At 63.7% G+C, this 25,743-nt stretch carries 23 protein-coding genes; 13 read left to right on the top strand and 10 right to left on the bottom strand.

Annotated features, from left to right (window positions below):
- Positions 1 to 64: 64 nt before the first annotated feature.
- Together amn and LT40_RS18930 are read right to left on the bottom strand one after the other, a co-directional pair.
- On the bottom strand, positions 65 to 1,534 hold the full coding sequence (amn, locus tag LT40_RS18935) for an AMP nucleosidase (protein ID WP_043192692.1): 1,470 nt from the start codon (positions 1,532 to 1,534) through the stop codon (positions 65 to 67).
- An 80-nt stretch (positions 1,535 to 1,614) separates the two neighbouring features.
- Positions 1,615 to 4,041, bottom strand: coding sequence for a hybrid sensor histidine kinase/response regulator (locus LT40_RS18930; RefSeq protein WP_043192691.1), 2,427 nt, complete (start codon positions 4,039 to 4,041; stop codon positions 1,615 to 1,617).
- 324 nt (positions 4,042 to 4,365) lie between these two features.
- Here LT40_RS18930 and LT40_RS18925 point away from each other — a divergent pair, with 324 nt between their 5' ends.
- The 4 genes from LT40_RS18925 to LT40_RS18910 all read left to right on the top strand — a co-directional run bounded on the left by LT40_RS18925 (position 4,366) and on the right by LT40_RS18910 (position 7,995).
- Positions 4,366 to 5,163, top strand: coding sequence for a hydroxymethylpyrimidine/phosphomethylpyrimidine kinase (locus LT40_RS18925; RefSeq protein ID WP_043192690.1), 798 nt, complete (start codon positions 4,366 to 4,368; stop codon positions 5,161 to 5,163).
- Between the two features lie 34 nt (positions 5,164 to 5,197).
- Positions 5,198 to 5,824, top strand: coding sequence for a thiamine phosphate synthase (gene thiE, locus LT40_RS18920; protein WP_043192689.1), 627 nt, complete (start codon positions 5,198 to 5,200; stop codon positions 5,822 to 5,824).
- A gap of 17 nt (positions 5,825 to 5,841) precedes the next feature.
- A complete protein-coding gene (hemL, locus tag LT40_RS18915; RefSeq protein WP_043192688.1) occupies positions 5,842 to 7,125 on the top strand; it encodes a glutamate-1-semialdehyde 2,1-aminomutase in 1,284 nt (427 codons plus the stop codon).
- 315 nt (positions 7,126 to 7,440) lie between these two features.
- Positions 7,441 to 7,995: a tetratricopeptide repeat protein gene (locus LT40_RS18910; protein WP_043192687.1), complete on the top strand. Its 555-nt coding sequence runs from the start codon at positions 7,441 to 7,443 to the stop codon at positions 7,993 to 7,995.
- 24 nt (positions 7,996 to 8,019) lie between these two features.
- Here LT40_RS18910 and LT40_RS18905 read toward each other — a convergent pair whose 3' ends face one another.
- Positions 8,020 to 8,346: a DUF1820 family protein gene (locus LT40_RS18905; protein WP_043192686.1), complete on the bottom strand. Its 327-nt coding sequence runs from the start codon at positions 8,344 to 8,346 to the stop codon at positions 8,020 to 8,022.
- Positions 8,347 to 8,479: 133 nt separating this feature from the next.
- Between LT40_RS18905 and miaB the strand changes: the two genes are divergently transcribed.
- The 5 genes from miaB (at position 8,480) to lnt (ending at position 13,947) form a co-directional block, all read left to right on the top strand.
- Positions 8,480 to 9,808, top strand: coding sequence for a tRNA (N6-isopentenyl adenosine(37)-C2)-methylthiotransferase MiaB (gene miaB, locus LT40_RS18900; RefSeq protein WP_043192685.1), 1,329 nt, complete (start codon positions 8,480 to 8,482; stop codon positions 9,806 to 9,808).
- Positions 9,809 to 10,061: 253 nt separating this feature from the next.
- Positions 10,062 to 11,069: a PhoH family protein gene (locus LT40_RS18895; protein WP_043192684.1), complete on the top strand. Its 1,008-nt coding sequence runs from the start codon at positions 10,062 to 10,064 to the stop codon at positions 11,067 to 11,069.
- Positions 11,062 to 11,562, top strand: a complete 501-nt coding sequence (ybeY, locus tag LT40_RS18890; RefSeq protein WP_043192683.1) for an rRNA maturation RNase YbeY — start codon at positions 11,062 to 11,064, stop codon at positions 11,560 to 11,562. Before LT40_RS18895 ends, ybeY begins: the two co-directional genes overlap by 8 nt.
- A gap of 6 nt (positions 11,563 to 11,568) precedes the next feature.
- A complete protein-coding gene (locus LT40_RS18885) occupies positions 11,569 to 12,408 on the top strand; it encodes an HlyC/CorC family transporter (protein ID WP_043192681.1) in 840 nt (279 codons plus the stop codon).
- Positions 12,409 to 12,441: 33 nt separating this feature from the next.
- A complete protein-coding gene (gene lnt / locus LT40_RS18880; protein ID WP_043192679.1) occupies positions 12,442 to 13,947 on the top strand; it encodes an apolipoprotein N-acyltransferase in 1,506 nt (501 codons plus the stop codon).
- A 90-nt stretch (positions 13,948 to 14,037) separates the two neighbouring features.
- Here lnt and LT40_RS18875 read toward each other — a convergent pair whose 3' ends face one another.
- Positions 14,038 to 14,802: a YdcF family protein gene (locus tag LT40_RS18875; RefSeq protein WP_043192677.1), complete on the bottom strand. Its 765-nt coding sequence runs from the start codon at positions 14,800 to 14,802 to the stop codon at positions 14,038 to 14,040.
- A 59-nt stretch (positions 14,803 to 14,861) separates the two neighbouring features.
- Entirely contained in the window at positions 14,862 to 15,188 is a 327-nt protein-coding gene (locus LT40_RS18870) for a hypothetical protein (RefSeq protein WP_052393477.1), read from the bottom strand.
- Between the two features lie 252 nt (positions 15,189 to 15,440).
- Between LT40_RS18870 and leuS the strand changes: the two genes are divergently transcribed.
- The 4 genes from leuS to LT40_RS18850 all read left to right on the top strand — a co-directional run bounded on the left by leuS (position 15,441) and on the right by LT40_RS18850 (position 21,443).
- Positions 15,441 to 18,047 (top strand): leucine--tRNA ligase, encoded by a 2,607-nt coding sequence (gene leuS / locus LT40_RS18865; RefSeq protein WP_043192675.1) that lies wholly within the window; start codon positions 15,441 to 15,443, stop codon positions 18,045 to 18,047.
- 72 nt (positions 18,048 to 18,119) lie between these two features.
- Positions 18,120 to 18,725, top strand: a complete 606-nt coding sequence (locus LT40_RS18860) for an LPS-assembly lipoprotein LptE (RefSeq protein WP_043192673.1) — start codon at positions 18,120 to 18,122, stop codon at positions 18,723 to 18,725.
- A 74-nt stretch (positions 18,726 to 18,799) separates the two neighbouring features.
- Entirely contained in the window at positions 18,800 to 19,837 is a 1,038-nt protein-coding gene (gene holA, locus LT40_RS18855; RefSeq protein ID WP_043192671.1) for a DNA polymerase III subunit delta, read from the top strand.
- 286 nt (positions 19,838 to 20,123) lie between these two features.
- Positions 20,124 to 21,443 (top strand): lytic murein transglycosylase, encoded by a 1,320-nt coding sequence (locus tag LT40_RS18850; protein WP_043192669.1) that lies wholly within the window; start codon positions 20,124 to 20,126, stop codon positions 21,441 to 21,443.
- Positions 21,444 to 21,468: 25 nt separating this feature from the next.
- Here the strand turns inward: LT40_RS18850 and LT40_RS18845 are convergent, their stop codons facing one another.
- From LT40_RS18845 to LT40_RS18825, 5 genes are all read right to left on the bottom strand, one after another.
- Positions 21,469 to 22,380, bottom strand: coding sequence for a S66 peptidase family protein (locus LT40_RS18845; protein ID WP_043192667.1), 912 nt, complete (start codon positions 22,378 to 22,380; stop codon positions 21,469 to 21,471).
- A 65-nt stretch (positions 22,381 to 22,445) separates the two neighbouring features.
- Positions 22,446 to 23,477, bottom strand: a complete 1,032-nt coding sequence (lipA, locus tag LT40_RS18840) for a lipoyl synthase (protein WP_043192665.1) — start codon at positions 23,475 to 23,477, stop codon at positions 22,446 to 22,448.
- 1 nt (position 23,478) lies between these two features.
- Positions 23,479 to 24,126 (bottom strand): lipoyl(octanoyl) transferase LipB, encoded by a 648-nt coding sequence (gene lipB / locus LT40_RS18835; protein ID WP_043192663.1) that lies wholly within the window; start codon positions 24,124 to 24,126, stop codon positions 23,479 to 23,481.
- A complete protein-coding gene (locus LT40_RS18830) occupies positions 24,126 to 24,401 on the bottom strand; it encodes a DUF493 domain-containing protein (RefSeq protein WP_043192661.1) in 276 nt (91 codons plus the stop codon). Before LT40_RS18830 ends, lipB begins: the two co-directional genes overlap by 1 nt.
- A 79-nt stretch (positions 24,402 to 24,480) precedes the next feature.
- Complete coding sequence (locus LT40_RS18825) at positions 24,481 to 25,641, bottom strand: D-alanyl-D-alanine carboxypeptidase family protein (protein ID WP_043192659.1); 1,161 nt, start codon at positions 25,639 to 25,641, stop codon at positions 24,481 to 24,483.
- Positions 25,642 to 25,743: the final 102 nt, after the last annotated feature.

Raw genomic sequence — 25,743 nt, 5'->3', positions numbered from 1 at the left:
AAGAACGTTTTCGGGCTGGCAAGGGCGCCCATGCTAGAGGCCCTTGCCTGCCACGGCAAACCTGTCAGCGGAACGGCGGCTCGTCGAAGCTGCGCAGTTTGCGCGAGTGCAGCGCATTGAGCTGGTTGCGCAGCAGGTTCAAGGCCGTGATGCCGATGTTCAGATGCTGGCTGACCGCACGGTTATAGAAGGCGTTGGCCGAGCCCGGCAGCTTGATCTCGCTGTGCAGCGGTTTATCCGACACGCACAGCAAGGTGCCGTAGGGCACCCGCAGGCGGTAGCCCTGGGCGGCGATGGTACCGCTTTCCATGTCCACCGCCACGGCGCGCGACAGGTTGATCAGCGGCCGTTCCTGGGCCCAGCGTAGTTCCCAGTTGCGGTCGTCGTAGGTCAGTACGGTGCCGGTGCGCAAGCGCTTCTTGAGGTCGTCGCCGCGCTCGCCGGTGACCTGCGCCGCCGCTTCCTGCAAGGCCAGTTGCACTTCGGCCAGGGCTGGAATAGGAATATTGGGCGGCAGGACCCGATCGAGAATCCCGTCCTGGCGCATGTAAGCGTGGGCCAGCACGTAGTCGCCGATGGTCTGCGACTGCCGCAGACCGCCGCAGTGGCCGATCATCAACCAGCAATGCGGGCGCAGCACGGCCAGGTGGTCGGTGATGTTCTTGGCGTTCGACGGGCCGACGCCGATGTTCACCAGGGTCACGCCGTCGCCGTCTTCGGCAATCAGGTGGTAGGCCGGCATCTGATAGCGGTGCCATACCACGCTGGCCACCAGCGCCTGGGCCTCGCCGTTGTCCATGCTCTTTTCGATGACCACGTTGCCCGGCATCACCAGGCGCACGAAGCGTGGGTCGTTGCGCAGCTGCTCCAGGCCGTGGGTGACGAACTGGTCGACGTAGCGGTGATAGTTGGTCAGCAGGATCCACGGCTGCACGTGCTTCCAGTCGCTGCCGGTGTAGTGGATCAGGCGGCGCAGGGAGAAATCCACCCGCGCGGCATCGAACAGCGCCAGCGGTAGCGGATCGGCGGTCGCCCAATCGTACAGGCCGTCGGCGATACCGTCGGTGGCGGCGGACAGGTCGGTGCTGGGGAACACCCGCGCCAGGGCTGCTGCGGTCACACCACTGCCCGCCAGCTCGTCGCCTTGGTCGACGACGTAGGGGTAAGGGATGTTCTGCTCGCTGACACCGACTTCGATGGTCACCGCGAAGTCACGCATCAAGGGCCGCAGCTGGTCCAGCAGGTAGCCGCGGAAGGCTGCGGGCTGGGTCACGGTCACCGAGTAGACGCCGGGCAGGTTGACCTTGGCGTAGGCACGGGTAATGGCAGGCAGCTCGCCACCGTAGGCGTAGGTCAGGCGCAGCTCGGGGTAGCGAAACAGGTCACGCTCGGCCGCATCCGGCTCGCTGCGATCCTTGAGATAGCGCTTGAGTGCCTGACTCAGGGCGCGGGTGGCCCGCTCGTGCAGCTCCGCCAGGCGATCCACGGCTTGTTCGGCGGTTTCCACAACTACGAAATCTGGGGCATTACTCATGGGGCATGTCCTGGCTGATCTGGCAGGCTTGCATCTTGCCTGCAATGCCGACGAAAGGCACCCCCGTGGCACGCTTGAGCTTATGCCGGAGCCGCTCCGGACGTCGCGTGCGCAACCGCTGCCGACAGATGCCGGGGCTGGGCGAGGATGCAGCCATGCAACACCGCCTGCAACTCCTCGAAGCGCACCGGGCGCGCCAGGCAGACCGACACACCGGCAGCCAGGCAACGCTCGCGCACGCCCGGCTGGCCGAGATCGGTGATCGCCAGCACCGGCAAACCCTCGCAACCCGGCAGGCTGCGCAGCAGGCCGGTGGTGTGCAAGGCGCTCTGGGTCGGCAGGCTGCATTCCATCAATACCGCATCGAAGCGCTCGCGCGCCAGCAGGGCCAACGCACCTGGGCCGTCCTCGGCCGTGCGCACACGGTAGCCAAGCTTGAGCAGCATGCCGCGGATGAGCAACTGGTCGACGCTGTTGTCGTCCACCAGCAACAGGGTGCACTCGTGGGCGCCGCGCTGGGTACCGAAGGTGCCAACGCGAGTGCTCGAGGCCTGGCCCGGATGGGCTTCGACCACCCCCAGGCGCACGCTCAGTTCGAAACAGCTGCCGCGCCCGGGTTCGGACTGATGATGCAACTGCCCCCCCACCAGTTCGGCCAGCTGCCGACAGATCGCCAGACCGATGCCCAGCCCACCGTACTCGCGGGTGATCGAGCCATCGAGCTGGTAGAAGCGCTGATAGAGCGTTTCTTCGTCGCGATGACTGAAACCGATGCCGCTGTCGCTGACCTTGAAGGTGATCTGCAGGCGACCGTCTACGGACTCGCCGCCACTGACCCGCACCTTGACGCTGCCTTCACGGGTGAACTTGATGCCGTTGTCGATCAGGCAGCCCAGGCACAGGGCGAGCTTCTTCGAGTCGCCCTGCAGGCGGTCGGGCAGCCCGGCGGCGCGTTCCACGGCGAACGCCAGGCCCTTGTCATGGGCCTGGCCGCTGAGCTGCATCTGCAGGCTGTCGAGCAACGCCTGCAGGCTGAACGGCTCGTTGCGCGGATACAGCCGTCCGGCTTGCAGCTCGGTGAGGATCAGGATGTCGTCGACCATGCGCATCATGTTCCGCGCCGAGCCCGCCGCGGTGTGTTGGTACTGCGTCAGCTCCAGCCCCATGGGCACGGTCTGCATCAGTTCCAGCGAGCCGATCACGCCATTCATGGGGGTGCGCAGCTCATGGGTGACGGTGGCCAGGAACTCGTCCTTGAGCCGATTGCTGGCCGCCAGTTCCAGGTTCGCCTGCTCAAGCTTCAGCCCGGCTTGCTTCAAGGTCTGCGCCTGCTTGTCGCGCAGCACGTTGATGCGGTCGGCCAGCGCCAGCGAAAGCAGGCCGACCTCGAGCGCCGAACCGAGCTGGCTGGCGTACATGGTGATGAACACATTGGGCAGATGGCCCAGCACCATCAGCGTGTTGACGATGCCGCCCAGCAGGAACGCGGTCCAGGCAATGATGAAGTAGCGCGCCAGCCGCATGCCGCGCCACCAGGCGAGGATGCCGGCGGTGAAGATCACCACGGTGAAACACAGCGCCAGCAGCGTCGCCAGGCGCAACGCCAGGGCGTAGCTGGTCGACAGCGACAGGACCATGACCACGCCGCCGTACGCCATCAGGCCGATCAGCAGCCGATCCATCCAGCGGCTGTGGCTGGCGGTCTGCAGGAAGCTGCGCGAGAACTGGCAACCGAAAAAACCGGCGGCGCCGATGAAGAACGGCGTGGCGGCGTTGGCCCACCACGGGTTGTCGGGCCAGAAATACTCGACCCCGGCACCGTTCACCGACACCTGGTACAGACCGAAGGAGGCGATATAGAAAATGTAGTACAGGTAGCTGCGGTCACGCACGCTGAGGAAGATGAACAGGTTGTACACCAGCATGCCCAGGAGCACACCGTAGATCAGCCCGAGCACGTACAGGCGCGAAGGTTGCGCCTCCAGGTACGCATTGGCCGACCACAGGCTGACCGGCGCCTGGACCGAGCCCTGGCTGTGCAGGCGCAGGTACACGGTCTTGGCTTCGTCGGGCTGGAAGGGTATGTCGAACAGGTAGTTGTTCTGTTTGATCTGGCGGCTGGCATACGGCAAGGCGTCACCGGTGCGCTGCGCCAGGCGATACTGGCCGGCGGCATCGGCCAGGTACAGTTCCAGGTGATCCATCGGCGGATACGCCAGCTCCAGCAGCCAGCTGTGCCGCGCTCGGTCGGTGCGCGGCACGTAGCGCAGATCGATGCGCAGCCAGAACACCGACTTCGAATAGCCAGCGTTGAGCACCTCGTCGTGGTGCTGATGGAAAGCGGGGGCCAGCTCGGTAGTGATCTGCTCGATGGTGGCCTGACCGGACACATCTTCATAGACCTGCATCGTGCGCCCAAGCGCAAGGCTGCGCGTGGTCTCGTCGAAGTCGACTGCACCGGCCAGCATGGGCAGCAAGGCCAACATCAGAATAAGCAAATAGCGCATACAGCCCCGGCGTGGCATACCTGATCGCATCGGGAGGCCCCAATTCCCTTGGGTTCGACGCAGTCGGTACGGCCTGTTTTCGGTATTGAATGACTCGAGCACGGCGTCCGCGTGCATCGCGGGCCGCCCGCAATGCTCCGCCAGCGGGCTCTGGGCCGCTGCCTTTGGAGCAGGTCAAAGGGTAATGGCAATATGATACAGAGGCCCTGTAGAAAGCGCGAATGCCATTCACCTTCCGCTAGCTGCGGTCCAGTACCTGCGGCAGGGCTCGGCGCCGCTTGCGACGCTGCTACAACGCCGTGCGCCGTGATAAGCTCGCGCACCATGAATATCTATAGCTCCCGCCCCGTTGTCCTCTGTCTCTCCGGCCACGACCCCAGTGGCGGCGCCGGCCTGCAGGCAGATATCGAAGCCTTGCTCGCGCAGGGTTGCCATGCCGCACCGACGGTGACCGCACTGACCGTGCAGAACACCGTCAATGTCAGCGACTTCCGCGTGCTCGACCGCGAGTGGATCCTGGCCCAGGCCAATGCCGTGCTCAGCGACTCGCCGGTGGCGGCGGTCAAGCTGGGCATGCTCGGTTCGGTGGACATGGTCGCGACCGTGGTCGAGCTGTTGTCGGCCCACCCTCATCTGCCGATGGTCTGCGACCCGGTGTTGCGCGCCGGCGGCGGTGGCAGCCTGGGCAAGGACGAGGTCGGCTATGCGATGCGCGAACGGCTGCTGCCGCTGGCCACCATCGCCACGCCGAACCTGCCCGAGGCGCGCATCCTTGCCGACCTGCCCGACGGCAGCGCCGACGAGTGTGCGGAAAAGCTGCTGCCGTTCTGCAAACACCTGTTGATCACCGGCGGCCACGGCGACGAGCACGAGGTGCACAATCGCCTGTACAGCCGCGACGGCAGCCGGCGCACCTTCACCTGCCAGCGTCTGCCCGGCAGCTACCATGGCTCCGGCTGCACCCTGGCCAGCGCCCTGGCTGGCCGTCTGGCCCTGGGTGAAGGCCTGGAAAGCGCGGTGCAGTCGGCGCTCGACTACACCTGGCGGACCCTGCGCGACGCCGAGCAGTTGGGCCAGGGGCAATTCGTGCCGCGGCGCCTGCCTCTGGATTTCTGCTCTTGAGCCGAGTCCCCGCCCCCTGCCCGAGGCCTGAGCGATGAAACTACGTGGCGTCTACGCCATCACCGACAGCCAACTGTTGGCCGGCAAGTTCCTCAAGTACGTCCAAGCCGCGCTGGATGGCGGCATCACCCTGCTGCAGTACCGCGACAAGAGCAACGACGAAGCTCGCCGCCTGCGCGAGGCGGAAAAACTGCGACAGCTGTGCGAGCCCTACAAAGCGCACCTGATCATCAACGATGACGCCGAACTGGCCGCGCGGCTCAACGTCGGCGTACACCTGGGCCAGACCGATGGCCCGCTGACCCCGGCCCGTGCCCTGCTGGGGCGCAAGGCGATCATCGGCAGCACCTGCCATGCCAGCCTCGACCTGGCCCGCCAGGCCGCCCGCGAAGGCGCGAGCTACGTTGCCTTCGGGCGCTTCTTCGCCTCCCAGACCAAGCCCGGCGCGTCACCTGCCAGCATTGAACTGTTGAGCCAGGCGCGGGCCGAATTGAAATTGCCGATCGCCGTCATTGGCGGCATCACCCTGGACAACGCTGCGCCGTTGGTGGCCCAGGGTGCCGACCTGCTGGCCGTGGTGCATGCACTGTTCGGCGCCGACACGGCCCAGGAAGTCACCCGTCGCGCCCGCGCCCTGAACGCGCTGTTCGAAACCGCCTGATGCAAGAGAGCTTATTTATGTCCCGTTCCGAAATGCTGTTCGCCAATGCCCAGAAGCACATCCCCGGCGGCGTCAACTCGCCCGTGCGTGCCTTCAAGAGCGTGGGCGGCACGCCGCTGTTCTTCAAGCATGCCGCTGGCGCCTATGTCACCGACGAAGACGACAAGCGCTATGTCGACTACGTCGGCTCCTGGGGTCCGATGATCCTGGGCCATAGCCATCCCGACGTGCTCGATGCCGTGCGCAAGCAGCTCGAGCATGGCCTGTCGTACGGCGCGCCGACCGAAATGGAAACGCAGATGGCCGACCTGGTCTGCGCCATCGTGCCGTCCATGGAAATGGTGCGCATGGTCAGCTCGGGCACCGAGGCGACCATGAGCGCCATTCGTCTGGCCCGTGGTTTTACCGGGCGCGACAGCATCATCAAGTTCGAAGGCTGCTACCACGGCCACTCCGACAGCCTGCTGGTCAAGGCCGGTTCCGGCGCCCTCACCCTCGGCGTGCCCAGCTCGCCCGGCGTGCCGGCAGCGTTCGCCAAACACACCCTGACCCTGCCGTTCAACGACATCGCCGCCGTGGAGCAGATGCTGGCCGAGGTGGCCGATGAAGTGGCCTGCATCATTGTCGAACCGGTGGCGGGCAACATGAACTGCGTACCGCCCGCGCCCGGTTTTCTGGAAGGCCTGCGTCGCCTGTGCGACCAGTACGGCGTGGTGCTGATTTTCGACGAAGTGATGACCGGTTTTCGCGTGGCCCTCGGCGGCGCCCAGGCGTACTACGGCGTGACGCCGGACCTGAGCACGTTCGGCAAGATCATCGGTGGCGGCATGCCCGTCGGCTGCTTCGGCGGCAAGCGCGAGATCATGTCGCACATTGCCCCTCTGGGCCCGGTCTACCAGGCCGGTACCCTGTCGGGCAATCCCCTGGCCATGGCTGCCGGCTTGACCACCCTGAACCTGATCAGCCGTCCCGGCTTTCATGACGAGCTGAGCGACTACACCACTCGCTTGCTCGACGGCCTGCAGCAGCGCGCCGATGCCGCCGGCATTCCGTTCGTGACCACCCAGGCGGGCGGCATGTTCGGCCTGTACTTCAGCGGCGCCGACGACATCGTCACCTTCGAAGACGTCATGAGCAGCGACGCCGACCGTTTCAAGCGCTTCTTCCACCTGATGCTCGACGGCGGCGTGTACCTGGCGCCCAGTGCGTTCGAGGCGGGCTTCACCTCCATCGCCCACGGCGATGCGGAACTGAAGATCACCCTGGATGCCGCCGAGAAAGCGTTCGCCGCGCTGAAGTAAGTCCAAACCGGGAATAGCCATCCTGTAGGAGCGGTCAGTGCCCGCGAAGAATTCACCGCGCAGTGTCAGATTTGCCGCGCATGAGCTTTCGCGGCCACTGACCGCTCCCACAGATAGCCTTGCCACCCCTTCCAGTCGTTCACATGATCGCGCCTGCCAACGGCCGCTCGTCCCTCTGAAGTCTGACCATCTGGACGATATCGCAGAAAAACGAGTAAAGACTTTGTAACCGCCCCCCCGCTTATTTCATAATGAAGCACCGGCAACGTTTCCACGTCGGGTCCGCCCGCATTCCGCAGAGGTAAGTCGATCCCCATGAACCGCACCGGCCGCGCCCTTGCATTGGGCTGCCTGTTGCTTCTTCAGCCGCTAATGGCTACCGCAGGCGGCAATTCGTTGTTGATCCCGGCGGTGGGTCGCTGCACCCTCAATACTTCTGCCCAGGCGTTGCCCGCAGCGCTGGCTGCCTGTCAGCAGGCGGCCAAGGACGGCGACGCGCAGGCGCAATTCGAGCTCGGTCAGTTCTACTACGACGGCACGCGTACCGAGCGCGACCTCAATCAGGCCCTGAGTTATTTCGAGCAGGCCTCCCTGCAAGGCCACGCCGAGGCGCAGTACCACTTGGGGACCATGTTCTTCAAGGGGGAAGGCGTGGCGGCCAACAATATCCAGGCCTACATCGTGCTGAAGATGGCGGCGGTCAACGGCGCCGAAGATGCGCTGGACGTCGCCGACGAGGTGTCCAGGCAAATGCGCCGCGAAGACCTCGAAGTGGCCACCCAGGTGCTGGGGCAGATCTTCCGCAAGTACCTGCTCGAATTGCAAACGGCCGACGGCGGCAGTCGCTCGCCTTTCGCACCGCTGCCCTGAGCCCGACAACTGCCTGGCGGGTGATTACTTGTCAGGCATCGGCATCGGGAACGGCATGACGTTGCCGGTCATGCGTGCCTCGCTGATCTTCGGTGTACCCAAGCGCTCCACTTCATCGATCCGCACGATCGAGTGCATCGGCACGAAGCTGCGCGTCACGCCTTCGAACTGCGCCTTGAGTTTTTCTTCGCTAGGGTCGACGACCACGGTAGTGCGCTCGCCAAAGACGAATTCCTCGACCTCCAGAAAACCCCACAGATCGCTCTGGTAGATCTGCTTGGCGTACATCTCGAATACCTGGCCCTGATTGAGGAAAATCACTTTGTAGATTGGAGCTTCGCGTTTGGTCATCGTCGGCAGATATAAGGTCGTGAGCTTGAAAGAGGGCGAAAACTATAGCATAGCCGCCCGACAGGCAAGGCTAGGAACCACCGACCACGGGCACTATAATGCGCGGTTCTTTGAACCACTTGATGATCACCTAATGGCCAAGAAGCTTTATATCGAAACCCACGGCTGCCAGATGAACGAGTATGACAGCTCGCGCATGGTCGACCTGCTGGGTGAACATCAAGCCCTGGAAGTCACGGCCCGCGCCGAAGACGCCGATGTGATCCTGCTCAATACCTGCTCGATTCGCGAGCGTGCCCAGGACCGCGTCTACTCGCAGTTGGGTCGCTGGCGCGAACTGAAGCTGGCCAAGCCGGAGATGGTCATCGCCGTTGGCGGCTGCGTGGCTAGCCAGGAAGGTGAAGCCATCCGCGACCGCGCGCCCTACGTCGACGTGGTGTTCGGCCCGCAGACCCTGCACCGCCTGCCCGAAATGATCGATGCGGCGCGGATCACCCGCCTGCCGCAGGTCGATATTTCCTTCCCCGAAATCGAGAAGTTCGACCACCTGCCCGAACCGCGCATCGACGGGCCGACCGCCTACGTGTCGGTGATGGAGGGCTGCAGCAAATACTGCACGTTCTGCGTGGTGCCCTATACCCGTGGCGAAGAAGTCAGCCGACCTTTCGACGACGTTCTGGCCGAAGTCATGCACCTGGCCGACAACGGCGTGCGCGAAGTCACCCTGCTGGGCCAGAACGTCAATGGCTACCGTGGCCAGACCCACGATGGCCGCCTGGCCGACCTGGCCGAGCTGATCCGCGTGGTCGCCCAGATCGACGGGATCGAGCGCATCCGCTACACCACCTCGCACCCGCTGGAGTTTTCCGACAGCCTGATCCTGGCCCACGCCGAAGTGCCGCAATTGGTGAAACACCTGCACCTGCCGGTGCAGTCCGGTTCGGACCGCGTGCTGGCCGCGATGAAGCGCGGGCACACGGTGCTGGAATACAAGTCCAAATTGCGCAAGCTCAAGGCAGCAGTGCCGGACATCTGCATCAGTTCGGACTTCATCATCGGTTTCCCCGGCGAGACCGAGAAGGACTTCGAGCAGACCATGAAACTGGTCGCCGACGTGGGCATGGATTTCTCGTATTCCTTCATCTATAGCCAGCGCCCCGGCACACCGGCGGCGGACCTGGCCGACGATACCCCGGAGGCGGTGAAGAAACAGCGTCTGGATGCGTTGCAGCATCGGCTGAACCAGCAGGGTTTCGAGATCAGCCGGCAGATGGTCGGGACCACCCAGCGCATTCTCGTCACCGATTATTCGCGAAAGGACCCTGGCCAGTTGCAGGGGCGTACCGAGAACAACCGCATCGTCAACTTCACCTGCTCGGATGCGCGGCTGATCGGCCAGTTCGTCGACATCCACATCGCCGAAGCCCGCCCCCACTCTCTGCGCGGCGAACTGCTGGCCTGACGGCCGCACCACAAAAGGCCTTCGCGGCCGATGACCGCTCCCGCAGGAGTACACACTACCCCGTGGGAGCGGTCCGTGGCCGCGAAGGCATCAACGCAGTGTGTCAGGCTCGACGCGACAGGCCCTTCGCGGCCGATGACCGCTCCTACGAGGAGGCGTCGAGCGCCATTCGCCGCCGCCCCCTTTCGCCCCGCCCCTGACAGGGGTTATCCTTGGGCTCATTTCAATTGCCGTCGGGCGGCCGAAAACGACCTTGAACGCACCTATCGAACCACACCGCTTCCTGCTCGAGCCTTTCGAGGCTCGCCGCTTCGCCAACCTGTGCGGGCAATTCGACGAGCATCTGCGCTTGATCGAACAGCGCCTGGAAATCGAAATCCGCAACCGTGGCAATCAGTTCGAACTGATCGGCGACGCCCAGCACACTCGCTCAGCCGAAAACCTGCTGCGTCGTCTCTACCGGGAAACCAAGGCCACCGAGCTGTCCCCTGACACCGTCCACCTGTTTCTGCAGGAGTCTGCCGTGCAGGAACTCGACGACCCGGCCTCCGGTGAAGTTCCGGTCGCGCTGCGTACCCGCAAGGGCATGATCAAGCCCCGCGGCTTGAACCAGCAGCGCTACGTCAAGGAAATCCTGAGCAACGACATCAACTTCGGCATTGGCCCGGCCGGTACCGGCAAGACGTACCTGGCCGTGGCCGCTGCCGTCGATGCGCTCGAGCGCGAGCAGGTGCGGCGCATTCTTCTGGTGCGCCCTGCCGTGGAAGCGGGCGAAAAGCTTGGCTTCCTGCCCGGCGACCTGGCACAGAAAATCGACCCGTACCTGCGTCCGCTGTACGACGCCCTGTACGAAATGCTCGGCTTTGAACACGTCGCCAAGCTGATCGAAAAACAGGTCATCGAGATCGCGCCACTGGCCTACATGCGCGGACGCACCTTGAACAACAGCTTCATCATCCTCGATGAAAGCCAGAACACCACCGTGGAACAGATGAAAATGTTCCTGACCCGCATCGGCTTCGGCTCGACGGCGGTGATCACCGGCGACATCACCCAGGTCGACCTGCCCAAGGGCACCAAGTCGGGCCTGAACCAGGTCATCGAAGTGCTCAAGGGTGTGCCTGGCATCAGTTTCACCCATTTCATGCCCAAGGACGTCGTACGTCACCCGCTGGTGCAGCGCATCGTCGAGGCCTACGAGCGCTTCGACGCCCAGCCCACCACCGTCAACGAGGCCGGGGACAAACGCCGCGATGCTTGAGCTTGACCTGCAACGGGCCAGCACCGCGCCTGGCCCGAGCGACGCCGAGTTCCGCCGCTGGTGCGAATTGGCGTTGCGCCAGCGCAGCGCCGATTCGGAGATGACCATCCGCCTGGTCGATGAAACCGAAGGCCGCGAGCTGAATCTCACCTATCGTCACAAAGATTACGCAACCAACGTGCTTTCATTTCCTGCGGACGTGCCTGACGACCTGCTCGACATCCCGCTGCTGGGCGATCTGGTCATCTGCGTGCCGGTGGTCGAGCGCGAAGCCGCCGAACAGGGCAAGGCCCTGGACGCCCATTGGGCGCACCTGGTGATGCACGGCTGCCTGCACCTGCTGGGCTACGACCACATCGACGACGATGAGGCCGAGGAAATGGAAACGCTGGAACGAGAGTTGCTAGCAGAATTGGGTCATCCGGACCCCTATGCCGCCGACGAAGACGTCGACGACACCCCCACCAAAGCAATTGGCAAGGATCACGAGTAAAGGGCTATGAGCGAAGATCGATCGAGCAACGGGCAGAAGTCATGGTTGGGCAAACTGACCCAAGCCTTTGCCCATGAGCCCAAGAACCGCCAGGAACTGCTGGAACTGCTGCGTGAAGCGCACCAGAACAAGCTCCTGGACAGCGAAGCTTTGACCATCGTGGAAGGCGCCATCCAGGTCGCCGACCTGCAAGTGCGCGACATCATGGTGCCGCGCTCGCAGCTGATCAGCATCAAGTCCACGCAGACCCTGCAGGAATTCCTGCCGGCGGTCATCGACGCCGCGCATTCGCGCTACCCGGTGGTTGGCGAGAATCACGACGACGTGATCGGCGTGCTGCTGGCCAAGGACCTGCTGCCGCTGATCCTGCAGAACGACCACACGAACTTCAACATCAAGGACCTGCTGCGCCCGGCCACTTTCGTGCCGGAGTCCAAGCGTCTGAACGTGTTGCTGCGCGAGTTCCGCGCCAATCATAACCACATGGCCATCGTGATCGACGAATACGGCGGTGTGGCGGGCCTGGTGACCATCGAAGACGTGCTGGAACAGATCGTCGGCGACATCGAGGACGAACACGACGTCGAGGAAGACAGCTACATCAAGCCGCTGCCCAGCGGCGACTTCCTGATCAAGGCGTTGACCCCGATCGAGAACTTCAACGAGTTCTTCGAAAGCCAGTTCTCCGACGATGAGTTCGACACTGTCGGCGGCCTGGTGATGAGCGCGTTCGGCCACCTGCCCAAGCGCAACGAGACGACCGAGATCGGTGCCTACCGCTTTCGTATCCTCAATGCCGACAGCCGCCGCATCCACTTGTTGCGCCTTACGCCAATCGCCCGCTGAGGCACCTGCCCAGACTCCTCGTTAAGGAAAATAATGCGCTGGATCACCCGCCCCGGCTGGCCCGGTAACCTGCTGGCCATGGCGGCCGGCGGGTTGACCCCGCTGTTCCTGGCCCCCTTCGATCTCTGGCCGCTGGCCCTGCTTTCGCTGGCGCTGTTCTACCTCGGCCTGCGCGAGCTGAAGCCGCGCCAGGCGCTGGGCCGTGGCTGGTGCTACGGTTTCGGCCTGTTCGGCGCCGGCACCAGCTGGATCTACGTCAGCATCCACACCTATGGCGGCGCGTCGGTCGTGCTTGCGGCGTTGCTGATGCTCGGCTTCGTCGCGGCGGTGGCGTTGTTCTTCGCCCTGCCCGCCTGGGTCTGGGCGCGCTGGCTCAGGCGTAACGATGCGCCATTGGCCGACGCCCTGGCCTTCGCCGCGCTGTGGCTGGGCCAGGAAGCCTTCCGCGGTTGGTTCCTGACCGGTTTCCCTTGGCTGTACAGCGGCTACAGCCAGCTGCAGGGCCCGCTCGCCGGCCTGGCCCCGCTGGGCGGCATGTGGCTGGTGTCATTCGCTCTGGCACTCAGCGCAGCACTGCTGTGCAACCTGCCGCACCTGCGCGAACGCAAGCCCGTGCTGGCGGGCGCTGTGGTGTTGTTGCTGGCGCCGTGGGTCTTGGGCCTGGCGTTCAAGGGCCACGCATGGACGACTCCAGCGGGCGAGCCGCTCTCGGTAGCGGCGGTGCAGGGCAACATTGCCCAGAGCATCAAGTGGAATCCCGAAGCGGTCGATCACCAGTTGCAGCTGTATCGCGACAAGACGTTCGTGTCCAAGCCAGTAGACCTTATTGTCTGGCCGGAAACGGCAGTGCCGGTGCTGATGGACTCGGCCCAAGGCTACCTGTCGGTGATGGGTCGATTTGCCAGCGACCGCCATTCGGCGCTGATCACCGGCGTGCCCATTCGCCAGGTGGAAGACGGTCAGCGCCGGTTCTACAACGGCATCACTGTGGTAGGTGACGGCGAAGGCTTGTATCGCAAGCAGAAGCTGGTGCCCTTCGGTGAATACGTGCCCTTGCAGGATCTGCTGCGCGGCCTGATCGCCTTCTTCGACCTGCCCATGTCCGACTTCGCCCGCGGCCCCGCCGACCAGCCGCTGCTGCAGGCCAAGGGCTACCAGATCGCACCGTTTATTTGCTACGAAGTGGTGTATCCAGAGCTGGCCGCAAGCATGGCCGCGCGCAGCGACCTGCTGCTGACGATCAGCAACGACACTTGGTTCGGCACCTCGATAGGCCCGCTGCAACACTTGCAGATGGCGCAGATGCGCGCGCTGGAGGCCGGACGCTGGATGATCCGCGCTACCAACAATGGCGTGACTGCGTTGATCGATCCGTTCGGCCACATCACCACTCAGGTGCCGCAATTCGAGGAAGCCGTGATGTATGGCGAGGTGACGCCCATGCGGGGTTTGACGCCTTATCTGCAACTGCGGTCGTGGCCGATGACGGTGGTGTGCGTGTTGTTGCTGGGGTGGGCGTTGTTGCGTAGAAGGGTTTGATGGTGCCTGTACCGGCCTCTTCGCGGGCAGAGCCCGCTCCCACAATTCCCCCTGTGGGAGCGGGCTCTGCCCGCGAAGAGGCCCTCAAGATCATCGATAAAACATCTTGTACCCCACCAATCCCACCGCCTCATTGAGCAGCTGGCCGTTCTGCCAGATGGCCTTGCTTTCAGGCAACCACCCTCCCAGCGGCCGCGCGTTATCGATGCCCAGGAACCCCACCGGCGCCGGCACCACTTCCAGTCCGCTCTGCTCGAAGCTCCAGCGCGAGCGCTGCATGTGCCAGGCCTGAGTCACCACCACCACTCGCTTGATGCCATGTTCGGCGAGCAACTGGGCGCTGAATTGGGCGTTCTCCCAGGTCGTGCGACTGCGCTCTTCCATCCAGCGTGCCGAGGTACCGAAGTCGTCGCGCAGCGACTGCGCCATGATCCACGCTTCGCTAGGCGGCGTGCCATAGTGCAGGCCACCGGACGTCAGCACCGGCAACCCCGAAGCTTTGGCCAGCCTCGCTGCATAGCGGACCCGTTCGAGCGCGACACCGGTGGGTTGGTCGACGCCGTCCCAGGCCGGATCACCCCGCTCGCGACCGGCCCCCAGAATGACGATGGCGTCGGCGTGCTGTGCCAGGGTGCTCCATGCCTGCACCGGCAGCGCAGGTTCACTTTCCAGCCAGTTGGCCGCGCTCTGCACGACCACTGGCAGACTCATCAGCCACAACCCGCCCAATCCGGCAACGAAACACGCCCCCGCCAGACGCGGCCAGCGACGACGCAGCCACCAGGCCGCCAGCAACAGGACGAAAAACACACCCGGAGGCAATAAAAGTTGTTTGAGGACATAACGTGAAAACATCGGGCATCTCCAGAAAATGCCCGAAGCCTAAGGGTTGCTACGCTGACGAACAACTGCCGTCACGACTTTGCAGGGTACCCATGACCGCGCTTGCCGATCGGCGATCGGCGTCGGTCGCGCTCATGCAGCCAGTACACCTTGGCCGACGCTTTGCTCACAGGAGCAGCCGGAGCTGGCGGCTCGACGCAGGCACGCTCGCCACACACATTCAGGTAGGCGTCGATCAACTCGTACTCCGCTCGGCTCAAACCACGCAACTCCAGTTCCGCCGGCTTTTCGTCGCGCAGTCGAACTGCGGTCCGGGCCACATCCAGGGCCAGTCCCAGACGGTCGATGAGTCGTTCGTAAACGTCAGGCTGCATGCCCTTTATATGCGGCTCTACCATTGGCTCACCTCACTCGAGAAAAAATCGTTCTATCCTCCATGAGCTTAGCGCCGGCTGGAAAATCAGCCGGTTGCAGCGACCAACGGAATGCGTCAAGTGCCTGCCGCAGCCAAGGCGGCTGCAATCTGGGTTTCCCTCGATAGACGGGGGTCATGTATGCTACGGCGTTTAATATCATCGTACCTTGCCAACAGGCTCAGCCTCTTTAGCAGCTGCCGGATAAGGTCACCCATTTCTCAGCGCAAAGTAGCCATGCACGAACTCTATCAGCCCCGCGAAATCGAAGCCGCCGCCCAGTCGTTCTGGGACGCGAAGAAGTCTTTTGAAGTGAGTGAACAGCCAGGCAAGGACACGTACTACTGCCTGTCGATGTTCCCCTACCCCAGCGGCAAACTGCACATGGGGCACGTGCGCAACTACACCATCGGCGATGTGATCGCGCGCTACCAGCGCATGCAGGGCAAGAACGTCCTGCAGCCCATGGGTTGGGACGCCTTCGGCATGCCGGCGGAAAACGCGGCCATGAAGAACAACGTCGCGCCGGCCAAGTGGACGTACGAAAACATCGCCTACATGAAGACCCAGCTCAAGAGCCTGGGCCTGGCCATCGACTGGTCGCGCGAAGTCACCACCTGCAAGCCCGACTACTATCGCTGGGAACAGTGGCTGTTCACTCGTCTGTTCGACAAAGGCGTGATCTACCGCAAGAACGGCACGGTGAACTGGGACCCGGTCGACCAGACGGTGCTGGCCAACGAACAGGTCATCGACGGTCGTGGCTGGCGTTCGGGCGCGCTCATCGAGAAGCGCGAAATCCCGATGTACTACTTCAAGATCACTGCCTACGCCGACGAGCTGCTGGAGAGCCTCGACGAACTGCCAGGCTGGCCGGAACAGGTCAAGACCATGCAGCGCAACTGGATCGGCAAGTCCAAGGGCATGGAGGTGCAGTTCCCGTATCACCAGGCTTCGATCGGCGAAGCCGGCACGCTGAAGGTGTTCACCACCCGTCCCGACACGTTGATGGGCGCCACCTACGTTGCCGTCGCCGCAGAACATCCGCTGGCGACCCTGGCCGCACGTTCCGATACTGCCCTGCAAGCCTTCATCGATGAGTGCAAGAGCGGCAGCGTGGCCGAGGCCGACGTCGCCACCCAGGAAAAGCGCGGCATGCCGACCGCGCTGTTCGTCGAGCACCCGCTGACCGGCGAGAAGCTGCCGGTCTGGGTCGCCAACTACGTGTTGATGCACTACGGTGACGGCGCGGTCATGGCCGTTCCGGCCCACGACGAGCGCGATTTCGAATTCGCCTTGAAGTACGACCTGCCGATCAAGCCGGTGGTGCGCACCAGTGCCGGCGACCTCACGCCTGCGCCTTGGGTCGCGGCCTATAACGAGCACGGTCCGCTGATCAATTCCGGCGAATTCGACGGGCTCGACTTCGAAGGCGCGTTCGACGCCATCGAAGTGGCCTTGATCAAGAAAGACCTGGGCAAGTCGCGTACCCAGTTCCGCCTGCGTGATTGGGGTATCAGCCGCCAGCGCTACTGGGGCTGCCCGATCCCGATCGTGCACTGCGATACCTGCGGCGACGTACCGGTCCCGGAGGACCAACTGCCGGTCGTGCTCCCCGAAGACGTCGTCCCCGATGGCGCCGGTTCGCCACTGGCGCGCATGCCCGAATTCTACGAGTGCAGCTGCCCGACATGCGGCGCGCCGGCCAAGCGCGAAACCGACACCATGGACACCTTCGTGGAATCGTCCTGGTACTTCGCCCGCTACGCTTCGCCGCACTATGAAGGCGGCATGGTCGATCCGGCCGCTGCCAACCACTGGCTGCCCGTGGACCAGTACATCGGCGGTATCGAGCACGCGATTCTGCACCTGCTGTACGCGCGCTTCTTCCACAAGCTGATGCGCGACGAAGGCCTGGTCAGCTCCAACGAGCCGTTCAAGAATCTGCTCACCCAGGGCATGGTCATCGCTGAAACCTATTACCGTCTCGAAGCCAATGGCAGCAAGACCTGGTACAACCCGGCCGACGTCGAGCTGGTCCGCGATGCCAAGGCCAAGATTGTCTCGGCCAAGCTCATCAGCGACGGCCTGCCGGTGGAAATCGGCGGGACCGAGAAGATGGCCAAGTCGAAGAACAACGGCGTCGATCCGCAATCGATGATCGACCAGTACGGTGCCGACACCTGCCGCCTGTTCATGATGTTCGCCTCGCCGCCCGACATGAGCCTTGAGTGGTCCGATTCCGGCGTCGAAGGCTCGCATCGCTTCCTCAAGCGCGTGTGGCGCCTGGCGCAGGCACATGTTGGCCAGGGTTCGCATGCCCCGCTCGATGTCGCGACCCTGGACGACGAGCAGAAAGCCGTTCGCCGCGCGATTCACCTGGCGATCAAGCAGGCCAGTCAGGACGTGGGCCAGAATCACAAGTTCAACACCGCCATCGCCCAGGTGATGACGCTGATGAACGTGCTGGAGAAGGCCCCGCAGGCCACGGCCCAGGATCGTGCCTTGCTGCACGAAGGCCTGGAAACCGTGACTCTGCTGCTGGCGCCGATCACGCCGCACATCAGCCACGAGCTCTGGCAGCAGCTGGGTCACGCCGACGCGGTGATCGACGCCGCCTGGCCGACGCTGGACGAATCGGCCCTGGTGCAGGACAGCCTGCAGCTGGTCATCCAGGTCAACGGCAAGCTGCGCGGGCAGATCGACATGCCCGCCAGCGCCAGCCGCGAAGAGATCGAAGCCGCCGCACGGGTCAACGAGAACGTGCTGCGTTTCACCGACGGCCTGACCATCCGCAAGGTCATCGTCGTACCGGGTAAACTGGTCAACATCGTCGCCAGCTGACCGACCGGCGCCCGCTGTGCCGGGCGCCCGTCAAGCACGCCACAGCCAACAAGGTTTCTAGGGAGCAACAAGATGATCAAACGCAATCTGCTGGTGATGGGCCTGGCTGTCCTGCTGAGCGCCTGTGGTTTCCAGCTCCGCGGTACCGGTACCAACGAGATGGCCATCAAGGAACTCAACCTGACCGCTCGCGACGCCTACGGCCAGACCGTGGTGCAACTGCGCAAGGCGCTGCAGGGCAGCGGGGTCAACGTGGCCAGTGGCGCACCGTACACCCTGGACCTGGTGGACGAGCGTGGTAACCAGCGCACGGCCAGCTACAGCGGTTCGGCGCGTTCGTCCGAGTACGAGCTGAGCAACACGCTGCAGTACGAGATTCGCGGGCAGAACAACCTGACCCTGCTCAACGACAAGATCGAGGTGCAGAAAGTCTACGTGCACGACGGCAACAACCTGACCGGCTCGGACCAGGAAGCCAGCCAGGTGCGTCGTGAAATGCGCAACGAACTGGTTCAGCGCATGATGCTGCGTCTGCAGCAGATCACGCCTGCCCAGTTGCAGAAGCTGCAAGTGGACGCCAACGCCCGTGCCAAGGCTGAGGCCGACGCCGCTGCCGAAGCCCAGCGTGTGATGGATGCGACGCCACAGCAGTCGCCGATCCAGATCCCCAACCAGTAAGGCAGACAAGGGCGCTCAGGCGCCCTTTTCGCTGTCATTGCGCCTGTGAAGATTCCCACCCTGTCGATGCGTCCATGAAGATCAGCCCCGCCCAGCTCGGCAAACACCTGCAAGGCCCGCTAGCGCCCGTCTACGTGGTCAGCGGCGACGATCCGCTGCTTTGTCAGGAAGCGGCCGACGCCATTCGCGCGGCGGCGCGTCAACAGGGCTTCGACGAGCGCCAGGTGTTTAGCGCCGACAACAACTTCGACTGGGGCACCCTGCTGCAAGCAGGCGCCAGCCTGTCGCTGTTCGCCGAGCGACGCCTGCTGGAACTGCGCTTGCCGTCGGGCAAGCCGGGCGACAAGGGCGCCGCCGCGTTGATCGAATATTGCTCGCGGCCGGCCGAAGACACCCTGCTGTTGATCAGCCTGCCCAAGCTGGACGGCAGTGCGCAGAAAACCAAATGGGGCAAGGCCCTGGTCGACGGCGCGCACACGCAGTTCGTGCAGATCTGGCCGGTGGATGCGCAGCAGTTGCCGCAATGGATCCGTCAGCGCCTGGCCCAGGCCGGGCTGGCCGCACCGCCGGACGCGGTCGAACTGATCGCCGCGCGGGTGGAAGGTAATCTGCTGGCTGCAGCCCAGGAAATCGAGAAGCTCAAGCTGCTGGCCGAGGGTAATCAGATCACCCTGGAAACGGTGCAATCGGCGGTGGCCGACAGTGCCCGCTTCGACGTGTTCGGGCTGATCGATGCGATCCTCAATGGCCAGGCCGAACATGCGCTGCGCATGCTCGAAGGCTTGCGCGGCGAAGGTGTCGAGCCTCCGGTCATCCTTTGGGCGCTGGCCCGTGAGCTGCGCCTGCTGGCCAGCCTGTCGCAGCAATACAGCCAGGGTGTGCCACTGGACAAGGCCTTCAGCCAGGCCCGTCCGCCGGTGTGGGACAAGCGCAAGCCGCTGATGAGCAAAGCCCTGCAACGGCATTCGGCGCTGCGCTGGGCACAACTGCTGCAGGATGCACAACGCATCGACGCGCAGATCAAGGGCCAGGCGCCGGGTTCGGTGTGGGTGGGGTTGTCGCGCCTGTCGTTGTTGATGGCGGGCCAGCGCCTGGCCCTTCCTGCCGAATAACGTTGCCTCTGCCCGGTCAAGACCCGTTTCCATAGCAACCCGCCGACACACTGAACTTGCATATGTCAGTGGGAGCGGTCTGCGGCCGCGAAAACCGCACCGCAGTACTCCAGACACAACGCAATGCCTTTTTCGCGGCCGATGACCGCTCCCACAGAGGATCCAGGTGTGCCTGAAAAGGCGGTATCGCGTGTGTCAGGGTAAGCGCTTACAAGGCTAAACCCATGCTACAGGTTCCGCTGGCATGTTAAGGTTTGCCTCTGCCCCGAAAGCCCTGGACTTGTGAATGTCTTCTCGTCGTACCTCTGGCTGGCCCATGCGCCAGTTCGCCGTGACTATCTGCCTGGCCTTGCTGGTTGCCTGCGCGGAAAAACCTACCGTCGCCGACACCCTGCCCGCGCCGATCGTCCAGCCTTCGCTGCCGGTGCCCATGGCGCCTGCGCCGAGCAGCGTCGACACGCCGGTGCTGCCGACCCAGACATTCGCCGAATGGCAACAGGGCTTTCGCCAGCAAGCTTTGCGCAGTGGCGTCGACGCGCAACTGTTCGACCGCGCCTTCGAGGGCGTCACGCCCGACATGAGCGTGATCAAGGCCGATCGCAGCCAACCCGAATTCAGCCGCCCGGTATGGGAATACCTCGACGGCGCTATCTCTCCGACCCGCGTGCGCCGTGGCCAGGCCATGCTCGAGCAGTATGCCGACGTGCTGTCGAGCATCGAACAGCGCTACGGCGTCGAGCGCCAGGTGCTGGTTGCCGTGTGGGGCATGGAAAGCAGCTTCGGCCAGATCCAGGGCGACAAATCGGTGATTCGCTCGTTGGCGACTCTGGCTTACGAAGGCCGCCGCCCGGAGTTCGCGCAAAGCCAACTGCTGGCTGCGTTGCAGATCCTGCAGAACGGCGACATCCAGCCTGAGCGCATGCTGGGCTCCTGGGCCGGTGCCATGGGCCAGACCCAGTTCATCCCCACCACCTACAATTCCCATGCCGTGGACTTCGACGGCGATGGCCGTCGCGACATCTGGAACAGCGCCGCCGACGCCCTGGCCTCCACTGCCCACTATCTACAGAGCTCGGGCTGGCAGAGCGGCCAGACCTGGGGGATGGAAGTGCGCCTGCCCGACGGCTTCGACTACGCCCTGGCCGACGGCAGCAGCCGCAAGCCGGTCAGCGAATGGCAGCGCCTGGGCGTTGCAGCCTTGCCAGGCAGCGCGGTCCCGGCAGGCAGCGAGAACGCATCGGCGGCGCTGCTTCTGCCGGCCGGCTACCGTGGCCCGGCATTCCTGGTGTTCGACAATTTCCGCGCGATCCTGAAGTACAACAACTCTTCGTCCTACGCATTGGGCGTCAGTCTGCTGGCGCAGCGCCTGCAAGGGTCGGGCTACATTCAGGGCGCTTGGCCCAAGGATGACACGCCGCTTACGCGTACCGAGCGCATCGAACTGCAGAGCCTGCTGAGTGCGCGCAACTACGACGCGGGTGCGCCGGACGGCATCATTGGCGCCAATACCCGCAAGGCGATCCGCAGCGCTCAGCAAAGCATGGGCTGGCCAGCCGACGGCTATCCGACCCACAAGCTGCTTGAGGCGCTGCGGACGCAGCAGTAACAGGTCTATGTGGCCTTGGCGTCGCCTAGGCCACTACGTCCTGCTCCAACCAGAGCTGTTGCTCGGTGGTGTCGAGCCTGACCTGCACACCCAGGGGCAGGGTCAGGTTCGGGTCGCAATGGCCACTGCGCCATCCGGCCAGCACAGGAATGCCTTCGGCCTGGAACGTGTCTAGCAGCAACGGCGTCATCTGCTCGACGCCGATGCCGGCGAAGTCTCCGACGATCACGCCACGCACACCACGCAACTTGCCCGCCAGGCGCAGGTGATTCAGAAACCGATCCACGCGGTACAGCGGCTCGTTGACGTCCTCGATGAACAACACGATGTCGTCGCTGGGCAGCTCATACGCCGTGCCCAGCGTGGCACTGATCATCGCCAGATTGCCACCCATCAGGCGGCCTTGGGCCTGGCCAGGCAGTATCGTGGTCAGCGGCCACGTTGGAGGGTGCCGCAACAGGTCCCGTGCCCTCAGCTCGCCGCGCAGCATTTGCCACAACGAAGACTCGGTAGGCGCTTGCTTCTGCGTCAGCAGATCGGACTTGAACAACGGCCCGTGGAAAGTCACGAACCCGGCATGGCGAGCGATGGCCAAGTGCAGCGCAGTGATGTCGCTGTAGCCCACGAAAGGCTTGGGATGTTGCGCCAGCAGCGCGAAATCGATCTTGTCGAGCAGACGGGGTGTGCCGTAACCGCCGCGTAGGCAGAAGATCGCATCTACCTCAGGGTCTGAAAACGCGTCGTGAAGGTCTTGCAGGCGGGCTTCGTCGCTGCCGGCCAGGTAACCCTGGGCCAGGGACACACCGGGGTAGATGCGCAGCGTGTAACCGCGCGCTCGGACCCAGGCGCACGCTGCTTCGATATCCAGTTCAATGGGGCCGGCGGGCGCAATCAGGGCGATCGTGCCGTGTTCGGGCAGGCGTGGGGGTAATCGCATGGGAATGACTCCGCAATCGTGGGTCCGGCTCAGAGCAGGCGGTGCCTGCCCTGAGCCGGCAGATGTCAGAGCTTGATCTTGGCTTCGTGAGCCTGCTGATCGGCGTGGTACGAGGAACGCACCAACGGCCCGGAGGCGACGTTCTTGAAGCCCATCTTGTGGCCTTCTTCGGCGAACCAGGCGAAGGTGTCCGGGTGCACGAAACGCTGCACCGGCAAGTGGCTGCGCGATGGCTGCAGGTACTGGCCCAGGGTCAACATGTCGATGTTGTGCTCGCGCATGCGCTGCATGACCTCGATCACTTCCTCGTCGGTTTCGCCCAGACCCAGCATCAGGCCGGACTTGGTCGGCACATGGGGCACCAGCTCCTTGAACTTCTGCAGCAAGGTCAGCGACCACTGATAGTCCGAACCCGGACGCGCGGCCTTGTACAGACGCGGCACGGTTTCCAGGTTGTGGTTGAACACATCCGGCGGCTCTTGCGCCGTGATGGCCAGGGCCACGTCCATACGCCCGCGGTAGTCGGGCACCAGGGTTTCCAACTGCACGCCGGGCGACAGCTTGCGGATCTCGCGCAGGCAGTCGGCGAAATGCTGGGCACCGCCGTCGCGCAAGTCGTCGCGGTCTACCGAGGTGATCACCACGTACTTCAGACGCAGATCGGCGATGGCGACGGCCAGGTTCATCGGCTCGTCAGCGTCTAGCGCCTTGGGACGACCGTGGCCGACGTCGCAGAACGGGCAGCGACGGGTGCAGATATCGCCCATGATCATGAACGTTGCGGTACCGCCGGAGAAGCACTCGCCCAAGTTGGGGCAGCTGGCCTCTTCGCAGACGCTGTGCAGCTTGTGCTTGCGCAGCAGCTGCTTGATGCGGTCGACTTCAGGCGACACCGGAATGCGCACACGAATCCAGTCGGGCTTTTTCGGCAGCTCTTCGGTGGGGATGATCTTGACCGGGATGCGCGCGACCTTTTCGGCACCGCGCAGCTTGACGCCCGCCTCGACCTTGGGCCGCGGGGCGTTGGCCTTGGGCGCACCCTCGGCGAGGTTCTGCAGGGGGATCAGCGTTTGCACAGCTTCTGTCGCGGTAGTCATATCAGTCGATTCCGCCCGTAAGGGTCGTCTGCTCAACATAGTCGAGGTGCTTGACCAGCTGCGCTCGCAGCCTTGCACTGACCTCGGCAAATTCAAGGGGTGCGACATGATCGCACATCTGCGTCATCGGCAGGCCGGCATATCCACATGGATTTATCCGCCCAAAGGGCGCGAGGTCCATGTCGACATTCAGCGCCAGGCCGTGGAACGAACAACCACGACGGATACGCAAGCCAAGCGAGGCGATCTTCGCGCCATTCACGTAGACGCCGGGGGCATCCGCGCGAGCTGCGGCCGGCACGTCGTAGGAGGCCAGCAGATCGATCAAGGTGTGTTCCATGCGCGTCACCAGCTCGCGCACACCGTAACCCAGCCGGCGCACGTCCAGCAGCAGGTACACCACCAGTTGGCCAGGGCCATGGTAGGTCACCTGGCCACCGCGGTCGACCTGCACCACCGGGATGTCGCCAGGCACCAGCAGGTGCTCGGCCTTGCCCGCCTGGCCCTGGGTGAAGATGGCTGGATGCTGGACCAGCCAGACTTCATCGGTGGCGTCTGCATCGCGCTGATCGGTGAACCGCTGCATCGCGTGCCACACCGGCTCGTAAGGCATCAGGCCGAGTTCGCGAAACCCCAGGCATTGCGGCATCAGAGCACCATTTTGACGATGCCGGTGGCGCGCAGCTCACTGTTGATGTTGTAGAGCTGTTCTTGGCCTGTAGCCAGGATGTGCAACTGCAGGGTGGTGTAGTTGCCGTTGGTGCTCTGGCGCTCGGCGTTCTTGTCGTGATTGACGGTAGCGTGCTTCTCGACGATCTCCACCACTGTGGCGCGAAAGCCCACGCCGGTGTCGCCGATGATCTTGATCGGGTAGTCGGCGCAGGGGAATTCGATTTTCGGTTCTTTTACTTCGGTATCGGTCATGGCGATGACGGCCTCGGGTAAACCGTGAAAACGACAACGCCCTCGCCTGTTGCAAAGGCGAGGGCGCAGGGTCGCGGTATCAGTTGAACAAGCCGTAGAAGAATAGACGAACGCTATCCCATACGCGGCGGAAAATACCACCTTCCTGTACATCGTCCAAAGCGATCAGGTCAGTGGTCTGAACGATCTTGTCACCGTTCTTCACCTCGACCTTGCCGATCACGTCGCCCTTGGCGATAGGCGCGGTCAGCTGTGGGTTCATGGTCATGCTCGCGGCCAGGTTCTTCAACTGGCCCTTGGGCAGCGTCATGGTCAGGTCTTCGGCCAGGCCCGCCTTGATTTCACGGATGTCGCCCTTCCACACTGGTGCCTTGGCCAGCTCCGTGCCCTTCTGGTAGAAGGTCTGGGTTTCGAAGAAGCGGAAACCGTAGGTCAGCAGCTTCTGGGTTTCGGCAGCGCGGGCCTGCTCGCTGTTGGTGCCGAAGACCACGGCGATCAGGCGCATGCCGTCACGTACGGCCGAAGACACCATGCAATAGCCTGCTTCTTCGGTGTGACCGGTTTTCAGACCGTCGACGGTCTTGTCACGCCACAGCAGCAGGTTGCGGTTGGGCTGCTTGATGTTGTTCCAGAAGAACTCCTTCTGCGAGTAGATCGCATAGTGAGCCGGGTCTTCGTGGATGATCGCGCGGGCCAGTACCGCCATGTCGTGGGCGGTGGAGTAATGCTCAGGGTTGGGCAGGCCGGTCGGGTTCATGAAGTGGCTGTTGGTCATGCCCAGCTTGCCGGCCGTGGTGTTCATCATGTCGGCGAAGGCGTCTTCGCTGCCGGCGATGTGCTCGGAGAGCGCCACCGAGGCGTCGTTGCCCGACTGAATGATGATGCCGTGCAACAGGTCGCTGACCGACACCTGGGTGCCGACCTTGATGAACATCCGCGAGCCGCCGGTACGCCAGGCGTTTTCGCTGACGGTGACCGGGTCGTTCTCGCCGATCTGGCCACGACGGATTTCCAGGGTCGCGATGTACGCGGTCATCAGTTTGGTCAGGCTGGCAGGCGGCAGACGCTGGTCGCCGTTGTTTTCAACCAGCACGTTACCGCTGGAAGCTTCCATCAGCACGTAGGACTTGGCAGCCAGTTGCGGCGGCGCTGGCATCATCTGATCTGCCGCCCAAGCGGCAGGGGCAATGATCAGCGGTACAAGCAGGCACAGGCGTTTGGCAAATGTGGTGATGTTCATCCGTCTCTCGAAATTGCTGATGGGCACATGCCCTTGCGGGCAGTCTTGTTGTGGGCGGTCGGCCCGGTGTCGCACGCCCGTTGCCGGGCGTTCATTGCAGCG

This window comes from Pseudomonas rhizosphaerae (assembly GCF_000761155.1).
GTDB classification, from domain to species: domain Bacteria; phylum Pseudomonadota; class Gammaproteobacteria; order Pseudomonadales; family Pseudomonadaceae; genus Aquipseudomonas; species Aquipseudomonas rhizosphaerae.
The sequence above is the reverse complement of the archived record's forward strand: the minus strand, read 5'-3'. Positions and strand labels throughout refer to the sequence as shown.

Coding starts and splice junctions, on each gene's coding strand:
- amn (WP_043192692.1), bottom strand. CDS start 1,534: ATGAGTAATGCCCCAGATTTCGTAGTTGTGGAAACCGCCGAACAAGCC.
- LT40_RS18930 (WP_043192691.1), bottom strand. CDS start 4,041: ATGCGCTATTTGCTTATTCTGATGTTGGCCTTGCTGCCCATGCTGGCC.
- LT40_RS18925 (WP_043192690.1), top strand. CDS start 4,366: ATGAATATCTATAGCTCCCGCCCCGTTGTCCTCTGTCTCTCCGGCCAC.
- thiE (WP_043192689.1), top strand. CDS start 5,198: ATGAAACTACGTGGCGTCTACGCCATCACCGACAGCCAACTGTTGGCC.
- hemL (WP_043192688.1), top strand. CDS start 5,842: ATGTCCCGTTCCGAAATGCTGTTCGCCAATGCCCAGAAGCACATCCCC.
- LT40_RS18910 (WP_043192687.1), top strand. CDS start 7,441: ATGAACCGCACCGGCCGCGCCCTTGCATTGGGCTGCCTGTTGCTTCTT.
- LT40_RS18905 (WP_043192686.1), bottom strand. CDS start 8,346: ATGACCAAACGCGAAGCTCCAATCTACAAAGTGATTTTCCTCAATCAG.
- miaB (WP_043192685.1), top strand. CDS start 8,480: ATGGCCAAGAAGCTTTATATCGAAACCCACGGCTGCCAGATGAACGAG.
- ybeY (WP_043192683.1), top strand. CDS start 11,062: ATGCTTGAGCTTGACCTGCAACGGGCCAGCACCGCGCCTGGCCCGAGC.
- LT40_RS18885 (WP_043192681.1), top strand. CDS start 11,569: ATGAGCGAAGATCGATCGAGCAACGGGCAGAAGTCATGGTTGGGCAAA.
- lnt (WP_043192679.1), top strand. CDS start 12,442: ATGCGCTGGATCACCCGCCCCGGCTGGCCCGGTAACCTGCTGGCCATG.
- LT40_RS18875 (WP_043192677.1), bottom strand. CDS start 14,802: ATGTTTTCACGTTATGTCCTCAAACAACTTTTATTGCCTCCGGGTGTG.
- LT40_RS18870 (WP_052393477.1), bottom strand. CDS start 15,188: ATGGTAGAGCCGCATATAAAGGGCATGCAGCCTGACGTTTACGAACGA.
- leuS (WP_043192675.1), top strand. CDS start 15,441: ATGCACGAACTCTATCAGCCCCGCGAAATCGAAGCCGCCGCCCAGTCG.
- LT40_RS18860 (WP_043192673.1), top strand. CDS start 18,120: ATGATCAAACGCAATCTGCTGGTGATGGGCCTGGCTGTCCTGCTGAGC.
- holA (WP_043192671.1), top strand. CDS start 18,800: ATGAAGATCAGCCCCGCCCAGCTCGGCAAACACCTGCAAGGCCCGCTA.
- LT40_RS18850 (WP_043192669.1), top strand. CDS start 20,124: ATGTCTTCTCGTCGTACCTCTGGCTGGCCCATGCGCCAGTTCGCCGTG.
- LT40_RS18845 (WP_043192667.1), bottom strand. CDS start 22,380: ATGCGATTACCCCCACGCCTGCCCGAACACGGCACGATCGCCCTGATT.
- lipA (WP_043192665.1), bottom strand. CDS start 23,477: ATGACTACCGCGACAGAAGCTGTGCAAACGCTGATCCCCCTGCAGAAC.
- lipB (WP_043192663.1), bottom strand. CDS start 24,126: ATGCCGCAATGCCTGGGGTTTCGCGAACTCGGCCTGATGCCTTACGAG.
- LT40_RS18830 (WP_043192661.1), bottom strand. CDS start 24,401: ATGACCGATACCGAAGTAAAAGAACCGAAAATCGAATTCCCCTGCGCC.
- LT40_RS18825 (WP_043192659.1), bottom strand. CDS start 25,641: ATGAACATCACCACATTTGCCAAACGCCTGTGCCTGCTTGTACCGCTG.